This is a genomic window from Xanthomarina gelatinilytica (assembly GCF_000348685.1).
In the GTDB taxonomy this organism is placed as follows: Bacteria; Bacteroidota; Bacteroidia; order Flavobacteriales; family Flavobacteriaceae; genus Xanthomarina; species Xanthomarina gelatinilytica.
This window is the reverse complement of sequence record NZ_ANLA01000004.1, coordinates 221,693-235,086: the sequence shown is the minus strand read 5'-3', so window position 1 is coordinate 235,086 and position 13,394 is coordinate 221,693. Positions and strand designations below refer to the sequence as shown.

Annotated in this window: 16 protein-coding genes; 9 read left to right on the top strand and 7 right to left on the bottom strand. The window is 36.1% G+C overall.

Going from position 1 to position 13,394, the window contains the following annotated elements; genetic code table 11:
• The first annotated feature begins 1 nt into the window (after window position 1).
• A complete protein-coding gene (locus D778_RS01670) occupies window positions 2-181 on the top strand; it encodes a hypothetical protein (RefSeq protein WP_007647116.1) in 180 nt (59 codons plus the stop codon).
• Between the two features lie 108 nt (window positions 182-289).
• Here D778_RS01670 and D778_RS01665 read toward each other — a convergent pair whose 3' ends face one another.
• A complete protein-coding gene (locus D778_RS01665; protein ID WP_007647114.1) occupies window positions 290-931 on the bottom strand; it encodes a 2OG-Fe(II) oxygenase in 642 nt (213 codons plus the stop codon).
• 93 nt (window positions 932-1,024) lie between these two features.
• On the opposite strand from D778_RS01665, the gene D778_RS01660 reads away from it, so the two are divergent.
• Both D778_RS01660 and D778_RS01655 read left to right on the top strand, forming a co-directional pair.
• Window positions 1,025-1,477, top strand: a complete 453-nt coding sequence (locus D778_RS01660; protein WP_007647112.1) for a 6-pyruvoyl trahydropterin synthase family protein — start codon at window positions 1,025-1,027, stop codon at window positions 1,475-1,477.
• A 79-nt stretch (window positions 1,478-1,556) separates the two neighbouring features.
• Window positions 1,557-2,309, top strand: coding sequence for a UDP-2,3-diacylglucosamine diphosphatase (locus D778_RS01655; RefSeq protein ID WP_007647110.1), 753 nt, complete (start codon window positions 1,557-1,559; stop codon window positions 2,307-2,309).
• 2 nt (window positions 2,310-2,311) lie between these two features.
• On the opposite strand, the gene D778_RS01650 is transcribed toward D778_RS01655, so the two are convergent.
• From D778_RS01650 to D778_RS01640, 3 genes are all read right to left on the bottom strand, one after another.
• On the bottom strand, window positions 2,312-3,580 hold the full coding sequence (locus tag D778_RS01650; protein ID WP_007647108.1) for an MFS transporter: 1,269 nt from the start codon (window positions 3,578-3,580) through the stop codon (window positions 2,312-2,314).
• A 26-nt stretch (window positions 3,581-3,606) separates the two neighbouring features.
• On the bottom strand, window positions 3,607-5,298 hold the full coding sequence (gene recJ / locus D778_RS01645; protein ID WP_007647106.1) for a single-stranded-DNA-specific exonuclease RecJ: 1,692 nt from the start codon (window positions 5,296-5,298) through the stop codon (window positions 3,607-3,609).
• Window positions 5,299-5,387: 89 nt separating this feature from the next.
• On the bottom strand, window positions 5,388-5,819 hold the full coding sequence (locus D778_RS01640) for an OsmC family protein (protein ID WP_007647104.1): 432 nt from the start codon (window positions 5,817-5,819) through the stop codon (window positions 5,388-5,390).
• A 153-nt stretch (window positions 5,820-5,972) separates the two neighbouring features.
• Between D778_RS01640 and D778_RS01635 the strand changes: the two genes are divergently transcribed.
• On the top strand, window positions 5,973-6,563 hold the full coding sequence (locus D778_RS01635; protein ID WP_007647102.1) for a carboxymuconolactone decarboxylase family protein: 591 nt from the start codon (window positions 5,973-5,975) through the stop codon (window positions 6,561-6,563).
• 116 nt (window positions 6,564-6,679) lie between these two features.
• Here D778_RS01635 and D778_RS01630 read toward each other — a convergent pair whose 3' ends face one another.
• From D778_RS01630 to D778_RS01620, 3 genes are read right to left on the bottom strand one after another with little or no spacing between them, the layout of a single operon-like run.
• Complete coding sequence (locus D778_RS01630; RefSeq protein ID WP_040491214.1) at window positions 6,680-7,255, bottom strand: uracil-DNA glycosylase family protein; 576 nt, start codon at window positions 7,253-7,255, stop codon at window positions 6,680-6,682.
• A 32-nt stretch (window positions 7,256-7,287) separates the two neighbouring features.
• Window positions 7,288-7,959, bottom strand: a complete 672-nt coding sequence (gene rsmI, locus D778_RS01625; RefSeq protein ID WP_040491212.1) for a 16S rRNA (cytidine(1402)-2'-O)-methyltransferase — start codon at window positions 7,957-7,959, stop codon at window positions 7,288-7,290.
• A 24-nt stretch (window positions 7,960-7,983) separates the two neighbouring features.
• Entirely contained in the window at window positions 7,984-8,724 is a 741-nt protein-coding gene (locus tag D778_RS01620; protein WP_007647096.1) for a hypothetical protein, read from the bottom strand.
• Between the two features lie 103 nt (window positions 8,725-8,827).
• On the opposite strand from D778_RS01620, the gene D778_RS01615 reads away from it, so the two are divergent.
• The 5 genes from D778_RS01615 (at window position 8,828) to D778_RS01595 (ending at window position 13,389) form a co-directional block, all read left to right on the top strand.
• Window positions 8,828-9,466, top strand: a complete 639-nt coding sequence (locus D778_RS01615; protein WP_007647094.1) for a thymidine kinase — start codon at window positions 8,828-8,830, stop codon at window positions 9,464-9,466.
• 1 nt (window position 9,467) lies between these two features.
• Window positions 9,468-10,574: an alanine racemase gene (gene alr, locus D778_RS01610; RefSeq protein WP_040491210.1), complete on the top strand. Its 1,107-nt coding sequence runs from the start codon at window positions 9,468-9,470 to the stop codon at window positions 10,572-10,574.
• Between the two features lie 62 nt (window positions 10,575-10,636).
• Window positions 10,637-11,041 (top strand): large-conductance mechanosensitive channel protein MscL, encoded by a 405-nt coding sequence (gene mscL, locus D778_RS01605; RefSeq protein ID WP_007647090.1) that lies wholly within the window; start codon window positions 10,637-10,639, stop codon window positions 11,039-11,041.
• A 115-nt stretch (window positions 11,042-11,156) separates the two neighbouring features.
• Window positions 11,157-12,146, top strand: a complete 990-nt coding sequence (locus D778_RS01600; RefSeq protein ID WP_007647087.1) for an aspartate-semialdehyde dehydrogenase — start codon at window positions 11,157-11,159, stop codon at window positions 12,144-12,146.
• 133 nt (window positions 12,147-12,279) lie between these two features.
• Window positions 12,280-13,389: a hypothetical protein gene (locus D778_RS01595; protein ID WP_007647086.1), complete on the top strand. Its 1,110-nt coding sequence runs from the start codon at window positions 12,280-12,282 to the stop codon at window positions 13,387-13,389.
• The last annotated feature ends 5 nt before the right edge of the window (window positions 13,390-13,394 follow it).

Below are 13,394 nucleotides of genomic sequence, written 5' to 3'. Positions count from 1 at the left end.
GATGTTTTCTATCATTAGCTTACTTCAGGAAATTGATATCAACGAAAAAATAAAAGAAGCACCAGACAGCTCTTATGAAATAGGTGTTTTTATAGGAAGTTTGCTACCTTTTATAACACTGGTTATCATTGCTTATGCTATTTATAGATACAACAAAAACAGAGCAAATAACGACGAATAATTAATATTATGGAATTTTTAAATTTTTTAAGCGGAAACGGATTGTTTCTGGTATTGGCAATCATACTCATAATTATTTATGTGTATAACCGAAGAAAGAACCGGTAACCTATCGGGTTTTTAACCAACCTGTAATGCTCATGCGCTCTTTATTTACAGGTTTTACTTCGTGTTCTATAATTTGGCTTTCAAAAATAACCACGCGTCCAGGAAACGGATAGATAACTTTTTCGGTTTCTTTCCCGTTTTCGTCTAAATATAAAACGAGTTCGCCACCATTTTCTGGCAACCAACCTTCTTCGTTTAAATAACAGACAAACGATAATTTTCTTCTGTCGTCGTTTTGAAACGTATCTAAATGTCTCTTATAATAAGTACCTTCTGGATACAATGCATAATGAAATTCTTTGTGCAAAATGCCTAGGAAACAGGTCTTATTTAGGTAATTCACTAAATTATTGATCTTATTGAAAAATAACATCTCTGCTTCATTGGCTTGTAGCTCATCCATCCATAAAATTACATCTCCACGAATGGATTTAACAATAATTTCGTTCACACGATTACCAATAGCTGCTTTTTTAAAGGCATCTTCTTCATGTTTTTCAACTAAAGACTGCCTTAAAATGGAGACATCTTCAGCAGTAAAAAAATCTTCAACAATACTATATTGCTGAGCCAAAAGATCTTCTATAATACGTTCGTATTGAGGGTTTTCGGCAAAAGCAATTTCTTCAAAAAGCTGATTCATAGGGTTACTTCGTTTTTATAAAGCGCGCAAATGTAGTCTAAAAACAGATTGGTTTCACAAAACGATTATCTTTGCATTGAAAATTTAAGCCCAATGAGCAGCAAAATTAGAATTACAAAACAGTTTACTTTTGAAACTGGCCATGCCTTGTATGGTTACGATGGGAAATGTAAAAATGTGCATGGACATAGTTACAAACTCTCTGTAACGGTTATTGGTCATCCAATTTCAGATACCAATCATGTAAAGTATGGGATGGTGATTGATTTTGGAGACCTAAAAAAAATAGTAAAAAACGAAATTGTAGATGTCTTTGACCACGCAACGGTTTTTAACAAAAACACACCTCATGTGGAGTTGGCAAAAGAGCTGGAACATAGAGGTCACAATGTGCTTTTGGTAGATTACCAACCAACCAGTGAAATGATGGTAATTGATTTTGCTGAAAAAATTAAAAGTCAATTACCAAGTCATATTGTATTGCATTCCTTGAAACTTCAAGAAACAGAAACCAGCTTTGCTGAATGGTATGCGAGTGACAACTAAATTTAGTTTCAATAATCAGTGAAACGAGCTTACAAATTGTCATTCGTGAATTCGCGGCTAATTTTTATATATTTACTTTATGCAAATTCCCAAAGGAAAAAAAATCTATTTCGCTTCAGATAACCATCTAGGAGCTCCAACACAAGAGCTATCTCGTCCTCGGGAAAGGAAATTTGTAGCTTGGTTGGACGATATAAAACAAGATGCTGCTGCTATTTTTTTAATGGGCGATTTGTTCGATTTTTGGTTTGAATACAAAACCGTTGTCCCAAAAGGATTTACCAGAACCCTTGGAAAACTTGCAGAGATAAGCGATTCGGGAATTCCTATTTATTATTTTGTTGGCAACCATGATCTTTGGATGAATGGCTATTTTGAAGCAGAACTCAATATTCCTGTGTATCACCAGCCCAAAGAATTTACATTTAACAATAAGATTTTTTTTATTGGCCATGGAGATGGTTTAGGTCCTGGAGACAAAGGCTACAAGCGCATGAAAAAAGTGTTTACCAATCCGTTTAGCAAGTGGTTATTCCGTTGGTTGCACCCAGATTTAGGCGTGAAGTTGGCTCAATACATGTCTGTAAAAAACAAACTGATTTCAGGTGATGAAGACGCCAAGTTTTTAGGCGAAGAAAACGAGTGGTTGGTACAATACTGCAAGAAAAAACAAGAAGAAAAACACAGGGATTATTATGTGTTTGGACACAGGCATTTGCCTTTAAACATAGCTTTAAACGAAACCTCTAAATACATCAATCTTGGCGATTGGATAAGTTATTATACTTATGGTGTTTTTGATGGGGAAACTTTGGAGTTGAAGGAGTATTAAGATCAATCATCCTTTTCGTGTTCCTCAATATCCTTTCTCAAATCTAATTTTCTAAACGAAGGAGACACTATTCCCGTAGTAATAACTGTAAGTAGTGTCATGGTTCCACCAAAAACCACAGCAGTAACAGTTCCCATAAGTTTGGCCGTTACACCACTTTCAAAAGCACCAAGCTCGTTGGAAGACCCAACAAACATAGAGTTTACCGAAGACACACGACCTCTCATATGATCTGGTGTTTTAATCTGTAAAATGGTTTGTCTAATAACCATGGAAACACCATCTGTAACACCACTAAAAAATAATGCCACCACCGAAATCCAAAAAACAGACGATAATCCAAACACAATAATACAAACGCCAAATCCAAAAATGGCTCCAAGTAACTTCATGCCTGCATTTTTGCTAATTGGCAAATATGCCGTTGCCAACATGGTTAAAAAAGCACCTACAGCAGGAGCAGCACGTAACACACCAAAACCTTCACTGCCAACTTTTAAAATATCTTGGGCAAAAATAGGGAGTAAAGCCACTGCACCTCCAAAGAGAACAGCCACCATATCCAAGGTAATGGCTCCTAAAATAGCCTTGGTTTTAAACACAAACTTAACCCCTTCTTTTAAACTCTGCATAACAGGTTCGCCAATTTTTGGGTTTAAAATAGGTTTCTTTTTAATTTGAGTTAAAACTAGTAAGGAAAACATGACCAAACCAAATACAAAGCACAAAGACCAATGCACACCAATGGCACTTATTAAAACACCAGCAGTTGCTGGTCCTAAAACTGAAGCCATTTGCCAAGTAGAACTGCTCCAAGTAGCTGCATTTGGGTAAATTTTCTTAGGTACAATTAACGCAATTAAAGAAAATATAGTTGGCCCAAAAAAGGAGCGTAAAAAACCTCCAAAAAACACCAAAGCATAAATGCAATACAAAATGGTATTTGTAGACCAATCCTGTACAATTTTAGGCCAAGTCAATAAAAACAAGCCTAAGCTTATTAAGGAAAACAAAGCAATACAGAGCGCTAATAAATTCCGTTTTTCTTTTTGGTCCACAATATGTCCAGCAAACAAAGCCATGGACAAGGCTGGAATAATTTCCATAAGTCCAATAATCCCAAGGGACAATGGGTCTTTGGTTAAACTATACACTTGCCATTCTATAACAATAAACTGCATAGACCAAGCGAATACCAAAGCAAATCGCAACAATAAAAAAATGTTGAATTCTTTAATTCGTAAAGCTGCGTAAGGATCTTTTTTCGACATATAAATTTCCTGCGAATATAGAAATATTATTCTCTAATATCCCTTAATTTTAATTGTAGTGATCTGTTGCCTTGCCAATGGTTTTCCTCAATGGAATAAACTGCTTTAAAGGTTTTTTGATGCTTAATCAGGTTAAGTTTGTCACCAAGATTAAAACCAATACAGACAAACTTTTCATTTCCTGTTTGTGTTACAGTCATACGTAAGTGTTTTTCATCTTCGCCAACACATTTGCCATAACCTGTATCCTTTAGGTTTTCAGTCATAAAAATTGGCGTCATGTTTCCTGGGCCAAAAGGAGCAAATTGGTGCATAATGCGCATTAATTTATTTGTTACTTGGTGTAATTCTATTTTTAAATCCACTTTAACTTCTGGAACTAGCAAGTGTTTATCAATAGTTCGCGAGACTTCATCTTCAAAAGCTTGTTTAAAAGCTTCGTAATTTTCTTCCTTAAGTGTTAATCCAGCTGCATATTTATGACCTCCAAACTGCTCAATATGTTCACTACAAGCCTCTAATGCATTATAGACATCGAACCCAGAAACCGAACGTGCAGAAGCCGCTAATTTATCACCACTTTTTGTAAACACCAAGGTTGGTCTGTAGTAGGTTTCTATTAGTCTGGAAGCTACAATGCCAATAACGCCTTTGTGCCAAGTTTCATGATATACAACGGTTGTAAACCCTTCGTGTTCTTGGTTTTTTTCAATTTGTAGAAGTGCTTCATCTGTAATGCGTTGGTCTGCTTCCCGTCTGTCTGTATTGAAAGCTTCTATTTCTTCTGCATAAGTTTCAGCTAAATCAAAATTGGTTTCGCTTAACAATGCCACAGCATAATTACCATGTTTCATGCGTCCAGCTGCATTGATTCTGGGAGCGATTATAAAAACCACATCTGTAATGGTTAGTTCTTCTTTTTTTACTTGATTGATAATGGCTTTAATTCCTGGTCTAGGATTGGTGTTGATTACTTGCAAACCAAAATAAGCCAACACTCTGTTTTCTCCTATAATTGGTACAATATCTGCTCCTATGGCTGTGGCAACCAAATCCAAATATTCGGTTAAAGCTTCAATAGGTTTTCCTTCATTTAGAGCCAAAGCTTGGATGAGTTTAAAACCAACACCACAACCACAAAGCTCCTTAAACGGATAGTTACAATCGTCACGTTTTGGATCTAACACAGCAATGGCATCTGGAAGGTCTTTTCCTGGTCTATGATGGTCGCAAATTATAAAGTCAATCCCTTTTTTTTTGGCATAAGCCACTTTGTCGATGGCTTTGACACCACAATCCAAAGCGATAATTAAAGAAAAATCGTTATCGTCTGCAAAATCAATACCTTTTATGGACACACCATAACCTTCATCGTATCTATCAGGAATATACGTGGCAACTTGTTCTGTACGTGTTTTAAGGTAGGTTGACATTAAGGCTACCGAAGAAGTTCCGTCTACATCATAATCGCCAAAAACAAGAATGTTTTCATGGTTTGCCAAAGCTTGTTCCACACGTAAAACTGCTTTATCCATGTCTTTCATTAAAAAGGGATCGTGCAAATGCTCTAAACTTGGTCTAAAAAATGTTTTAGCATCATCATAAGTTTCAATGCCACGTTGTAATAAAAGTGTGGCAACAACTTCATCTACCTGCAATGCTTTTTGTAAAGCAGCTAACTTTTCAGCTTCGGGTTTTGGTTTTAATGTCCAACGCATGGGAAAGTTTCAAGTTTATAAGTATTTAAAGTGTATTAAAGTTATAAATTGTTTCGAGGATTAAAAAACTTTAAGTGCTCTAGGACTCTTTAAACAGTCAAAGAATTATGAAAATGAATGGAAGTTTTTACCGTTGCAAACTTGCGGAACATGTCCATGACACCACAATATTTTTCAATGGATAAATCCACTGCTTTTTTAATTTTGTTTTCATCCAGTTTCTCGCCATAAAAATGGTATTCCACTGAAACTGTGTGATAATATTTTGGGTGTTCTTCGGTTAATTCGCCATAGGTATCCATTCTAAAATCGGAAATTGTTACTTTCATTTTGTCTAAAATGGATACCACATCCAAACCAGAGCAACCTGCAAGAGCTGAAAGCATCATGGCTTTTGGACTTAAACCGGAATTATGCCCTCCATGTTCTGGACTTGTGTCCATTAATACTGTTTTACCGTTTGGATTATCCGATTCAAATTGCATGTTGCCTTTCCAATGGGTTGTTACTTTATTTATCATAGTTACAGATTTAAGTTATGAATTTTTGAAGTGCGGTAACACTAAGGTGCATCCAGTTAAAAATGATAAAAAAACCAAAATCGCTTTTTGTATTTTAGGCACTTATAACTTTAGACACTATATTTAATCAAAAATACCAATAAAATTTAGACTATGCCATTAGTAACACCATTATCAGCAGAACACGATTTGGAAACCAAGGAATTGGCAGAATTCTTTAATGAAACGCTTGGGTTTTGTCCCAATTCGGTTTTAACCATGCAGCGAAGACCAGCTATTTCTAAAGCTTTTATTAATTTGAATAAAGCCGTTATGGCAAATGAAGGCAGAGTTACTTCGGCTTTAAAACGTATGATAGCTTGGGTTTCCAGCAATGCAACAGGTTGCAGGTATTGTCAGGCTCACGCGATTCGAGCAGCAGAGCGTTATGGTGCAGAACAGGAACAATTGGACAATATTTGGGAATACCGAACGCATCCAGCTTTTAGCGAAGCCGAACGTGCAGCTTTAGACTTTAGCTTGGCTGCAAGTCAAGTGCCAAATGCTGTTGATGAAACCATTAAATCTCGGTTATATGAACATTGGAATGAAGGTGAAATTGTTGAAATGTTAGGCGTTATTTCCCTCTTTGGCTATCTGAACCGTTGGAACGATTCCATGGGAACTTCTATTGAAGAAGGTGCTGTGGAAAGTGGCAATAAATATTTGGGAAAACATGGTTGGGAAACAGGGAAACATGCATAAGAGGTTTCCAGTGTTTAATCTCAGATAGTAGGTATCTTAGACTTGAATAGCCGTTTTTGTTTATAATTTGTTACCGTTTGTTTTAAAAATGGTATGAACTACCTTACTCTGAAACATTATTGTTCCAATATCTGACTGACTTTTTCCTGCAACTCAGGAATAACCTCCTTCTCAAACCAAGGATTTTTGGTTAGCCAAAACCGGTTTCTGGGACTTGGATGTGGTAAAGGGAAATAGTTTGGTAAATAGGTTTTGTATTCGGCAACTGTTTCGGTTAAGGTTCGCTTGGCTTTCTCTTTTAAATAATATTTTTGGGAGTACATACCAATAAGAATAACCAATTGCAAATTAGGCATTTGGTCCAATAATTTTTGATGCCATTGTGGCGCACATTCTGGTCTTGGTGGTAAATCGCCAGACTTTCCTTTTCCAGGATAACAAAACCCCATAGGAACTAAGGCAATTTTAGTTTCGTCGTAAAACAACTCGTCAGTTACATCAAGCCATTTTCTTAATTGTTTTCCACTTGGATCGTCCCAAGGAATTCCATTTGTATGAACTTTTAATCCTGGAGCTTGACCAATTATAACTATTTTAGAATCTTTGTGGGCAGACACAATAGGTCTTGGGCCAAGAGGCAAATGGGCTTCGCAAATGGTACATTGTCTGATATCTTTTAACAGATTCTTCACTTTTATCAGGAAGGTAATAATTAATTACCCTTTCAAGGTTTTCCTCCAACAATTATCACAATCTCACCTTTTGGCGGTTTGTTGCTATAATGTTCAAGCACTTCTTTAGCTGTTCCCCTTATGGTTTCTTCATAAAGTTTGGTGAGTTCGCGAGAGACGGAAACAGGTCTGTCTTCACCAAAATATTCACAAAAGTGAGTGAGTGTTTTAATGAGTTTATGTGGACTTTCATAAAAAATAATGGTTCGGGTTTCTTCTGCTAAAAGTAACAATCTGGTTTGCCTGCCTTTTTTTACTGGCAAGAAACCTTCAAATACAAATTTATCGTTTGGAAAGCCAGAATTCACCAAAGCAGGTACAAAAGCAGTAGCACCAGGAAGGCAATCCACCTCTATATTGTTTTCAATACAGGCTCTGGTGAGCAAAAACCCTGGATCTGAAATGGCAGGTGTTCCAGCATCACTAATTAAAGCCATACGCATACCACTTTTTAATTTCTGGATAAGCCCATCAACTGTTTTGTGCTCGTTGTGCATGTGATGCGATTGCGAAGGTGTGGCAATATCAAAATGTTTTAATAATTTCCCAGAAGTACGTGTGTCTTCAGCTAGGATTAAATCCACTTTTTTTAAAACCTCAATGGCTCTAAAAGTCATGTCTTTTAAATTTCCAATAGGAGTAGGTACAATATAGAGTTTGCTCATAATAAGTCCCAATTAAATGGGAGTCTAATTAAACTTGCTTTCAAGAATTTCCATAAAACGTGTTTCAAACTCCTCTTTGTCTTTCCAGTTGTTATAGTCTGGTTTTACTACGTTTTGGATGAGGTTTTCGGCTTCTTTAAAGGATGTTGTGGTGTTAAGTTGGGAAAGAACCCTATCGTAATCGGCAGCTTCTCCATTAAACAAGTGTTTTATAAAGGCCAATTTGTCGTTTAAGCCTATGTGCAAACCACCACTTTTAAGCTTGTCATTTAAAGATTTTTTTGCAAGATCTTTATTGTTTCCGTTTGTTACAGGTTCAAATTCCGGCATTTCGTTAAAACCGGCTGTTATTTCTTCAAGATCATTTTTATGATATTGTTTTTTGGGAACGGCTTTTTCAAAAATAGCATCTATATGTTGTGCCTCTTGAGGCATTTGCGCAACCATGTCTTTTATTTTTTCAATGGCAGGTTCCATAATATCATCATGCTCGCTCTCGTCTAGATTGACATAGGTTTTGTCTTCAATCTCTATGTTATCACTCACTTTATTGTTAAAAGCCACATCCAACATTCCAAAAAACGAAGAATCGCTACCTATGGTTGGCAGGTCTTTTTCAAAATTTTCTTTGGCAAACTTTAAAACGGTTAATTTTTCATAAAGAGCAGCAACCTCTTTGTGCATTTTATCTATGTCGTCCTTGCCTTTTAACTTAAGAATTCTATGGGCTATGCTCATTAATTCGGCTTCAAGTTTCTTCTTCATAACTTTTAAAATTTAATCTATTTTATGCTTTTGATTTTTAATAAATTTACGCCACCTTTATACAAAACGAAATATCGCTTTGTTTTAGTGTTAAAATTACAAAATGTTTCTCGAAAATACAGTAAATCATAAAGAACAATTTGGTTGGATAGAAGTGATCTGTGGTTCCATGTTCTCTGGAAAGACCGAAGAATTGATTCGCAGACTGAAACGTGCACAGTTTGCCAGGCAAAAAGTGGAGATTTTTAAACCAGCCATAGATGTGCGTTACGACGAAGATATGGTTGTATCTCACGATGCCAACGAAATTCGTTCCACACCAGTTCCTGCTGCTGCCAATATTCCTATTCTGGCCGATGGTTGTGATGTGGTTGGTATTGATGAGGCTCAGTTTTTTGATGACGAGATTGTACGTGTTTGTAACGATTTGGCCAATAAAGGCGTTCGTGTAATTGTTGCTGGATTGGATATGGATTTTAAAGGCAATCCGTTTGGGCCCATGCCAAATCTTATGGCAACGGCCGAATATGTTACAAAGGTACATGCCATTTGTACAAGAACCGGAAACTTGGCCCAATATAGTTTTAGAAAATCCAAAAACGATAATTTGGTGATGTTAGGTGAGGTTGATGAGTACGAGCCATTAAGTCGTGCTGCTTATTATAAAGCCATGATGCGTGACAAAGTAAGAAACATGAAGGTGCATGATGCTGAAGAAATTTCCCCAAAACCTGATGAATAGCATGCCAAAAACACAAGAAACGGTTCTAGAAATAGATTTGAATGCGCTTAAGCATAATTTTCAATACCTTAAATCGAAAATTTCCAAAGACACAAAGTTTTTGGCTGTTGTAAAAGCTTATGCGTACGGAAGTGAAGCAACGGAAATAGCCAATTATTTACAAGACTTACAAGTGGATTATTTTGCAGTAGCTTACACCAGTGAAGGTGTGGCCTTAAGAGATGCTGGAATTACCAAACCCATTCTTGTATTGCATCCTCAACCCGTAAATTACAAAATACTAATAGCGAGATGCCTCGAGCCAAGTTTGTACAATTTTACAAGCCTTAACAGCTTTTTGGAAACTGCTTTGGAAGAAAAACAGCAAAATTATCCCATACACATAAAATTTAATACAGGACTTAATAGGTTGGGTTTTGATGAAGTAGATATTGAAGCCATTTACAATAAATTAAAAGTTTCCTCATCTGTAAAAGTAAAATCAATATTCTCACATTTGGCTGCGAGTGAAGATTTAAACGAGAAAGAGTTTACCTTAAATCAAATAAAAGCGTTTCAATCCATTTCAAAAAAATTCATAGAAACTGTTGGTTATAAACCCATGCGTCATCTTTGCAATACCTCAGGTATATTGAATTATCCAGAAGCTCATTTAGATATGGTTCGAAGTGGGATTGGTTTGTATGGGTTTGGAAATTCTGAAATAGAAAATAAACATTTTACGCCTATAGCCACTTTAAAATCGGTTATCTCTCAAATCCATACCATAGAAAAAGGGGAAACGGTAGGCTATAATAGAGCCTTTAAGAGTGATTCCCTTATTAAAACAGCAACCATACCCATAGGTCATGCCGATGGAATAGGGCGGCAATATGGAAACGGCAAGGGCTTTGTAACCATTCATGGAAAACCAGCTTATATTGTTGGAAACGTTTGTATGGACATGATTATGGTAAATGTGACAGATATTGACTGTCAGGAAGGAGATGAGGTGATCGTGTTTGGAAAAAAACCAAATGCCTCAGAATTTGCAGAACGGGCTAATACCATTTCTTATGAAATACTAACGGCTATTTCACAACGTATCAAACGATTGCTAATTAAATAATTTCAATTTTAGATTTTTTTATTTACTTTAGTCACTTACACTAACTATTAAAAACACTAATTATGTTAAAAGAATTTAAAGAATTTGCCATGAAAGGCAATTTGGTTGACATTGCAGTAGGTTTTGTCATGGGAGCCGCTTTCAATAAGGTAGTTGCTTCATTTACGGGAGGTGTTGTGTCTCCATTGATTGGTTTGATATTCAATTCAGATTTTAAAGATTTAAGATATAAATTACAAGATGGCACATTAAACGATGCAGGAGAAATGATAGGAGAAGTTTATTTGGAATATGGAACGTTTTTAACAAATGTTATTGATTTTATCATTGTGGCTTTCGTGATGTTTATGGTTGTAAAAGCCGTTAACAGAATGAAGAAAAAAGAAGAGCCTGCTCCTGAAGCGCCTTCAGGACCATCAGACAACGAACTGCTTTTGCAGATTCGGGATTTGTTGAAAAAACAATAATTTTAATAGAATCATTTTTAAAAACAGCTTCCTTACAAGAAGCTGTTTTTTTATGCTTTTTTTAGAGCCATAAGCTAATTTAATTTATAAATTTGCCTCATAAAAAGGTCATAAAATGAAAGTAGCAGTTGTTGGTGTCACAGGCATGGTAGGGGAAGTTATGTTAAAGGTGCTAAAGGAAAGGCATTTTCCGGTAACCGAATTAATTCCAGTAGCTTCAGAAAAATCTGTAGGTAAAATAATTTCTTTTAAAGATAAAGATTATCAAGTGGTTTCTTTGGCAACAGCTGTTTCCATGAAACCAGATATTGCCCTGTTTTCTGCAGGAGGTGAAACCTCTTTGGAATGGGCACCAAAATTTGCCGAAATAGGGACTACGGTTATAGACAATTCGTCTGCTTGGCGTATGGATTTGAACAAGAAATTGATTGTTCCAGAAATTAATGCCAAGTCGCTTACAAAATCAGATAAAATAATAGCTAACCCAAATTGTTCTACCATACAAATGGTTATGGCTTTGGCTCCCTTACATAAAAAATACAAAATAAAGCGTATTGTGGTTTCCACCTATCAATCCATTTCAGGAACAGGAGTGAAAGCCATTAAACAACTGGAAAACGAACTTGCAGGTATAAAAGGGGAAATGGCCTACCCATATCCTATTCACAAAAATGCGTTGCCTCATTGCGATGTGTTTGAAGAGAATGGCTATACTAAAGAGGAAATGAAACTTGTAAGGGAAACGCAAAAAATTCTTGACGATAAATCCATTTCCGTAACAGCAACTGCTGTGCGTATTCCAACATCTGGCGGACACAGTGAAGCTGTAAATGTAGCTTTTGAAACCGATTTTGATTTGACAGATGTTCGTCAGATATTAGACAACACTCCAGGTGTGGTTGTACAAGACAATACAGATGTCAACATGTACCCAATGCCCATATATGCACATGGAAAAGACGATGTGTTTGTAGGTCGAATAAGAAGGGACGAATCACAGCCCAACACTTTAAATTTATGGATAGTTAGCGATAACCTTAGAAAAGGTGCTGCTACTAACACCATCCAAATAGCCGAATATTTAGTAAAACACCAATTGGTTTAACAGCCAAGACCTTGTTCTTGAGAGAAATTTTAAACATTAAGTCTATATTTTTTTATCATTTTCTATAGACTTATAGTATCTTTATTGCTAAATAATTGTATTTTATTTATATTTCGCGCTATTTTATTGATAAATGATTAAAAATTACGCTTCTGTTTTAACGGTATTGCTTATTTGCTTGGGATTTTTTTCTTGCGCATCAGACGATGATTATGTCCCAAACCCAACCCAAAACCCTGAACCAGAGCCTACATCTCCTGTTAATTTTAACATAGATGATGTGCCTTATCAAACCCTTTCAGAATATAACTTTTTTGAGGGCGACCAAAAAAACTTAAACCCAGTTTATGGTGTTGTGCCATACGAATTGACTTCCCCTCTTTTTTCAGATTATGCACACAAAAAAAGATTTCTTTGGATGCCAGATAATGTTAGCGCAAGTTATGTAAGTGATGGTGACATTTTTAATTTTCCAATAGGAACGGTTTTAATAAAGAATTTTTATTATGAAAATGTGCTTCCGGATTACAATACCAAAATAATAGAAACCCGTTTAATGATTAAAAAGGCTGAAGGCTGGATTTTTGCTGAATATATATGGAACGAAGAACAAGACGATGCAATATTCGATTTAAACGGAAGGGATGTTTTTGTGCAATGGGATGAAAATAGTGAAACTAAAAGTGTTAATTTTAGAGTGCCTTCAGAAGCCGAATGTCATACCTGTCATAAAACAGGTGATGTTTCCATTCCTATTGGTCCTAAACCAAGAAACATCAATAAACTCTTTAATTACGGAGACGAAACCAAAAATCAATTACAAAAATGGGCAGAAATGGGTTATTTGGACGCGTCATATCCAGATACCATAGAATCCTTGCCAAGTTGGGACGATACCACGCAATCTTTAGAACTAAGAGCCAGGTCTTATTTAGACATTAATTGTGCTCATTGCCACTCAGAAGAAGCACATTGTGCTTACAGACCTGTTAGGTTTGATTTTGAATCTACCTCCATTCCTGAGAATTTGGGGATTTGTGTAGAACCGGATACAGAGATAGTTGGAGCAGGGTTAACACACATTGTAAACCCAGGATCTTTTGATAGATCTGTTTTATATTACAGAATGAATTCTGTTGAGGAATCAACCAGAATGCCACTTTTGGGAAGAACACTCAAACACCAAGAAGGAGTCCAGTTAATACAACAATGGATAAACTCTTTAACCATACAATGCAATTAAACACC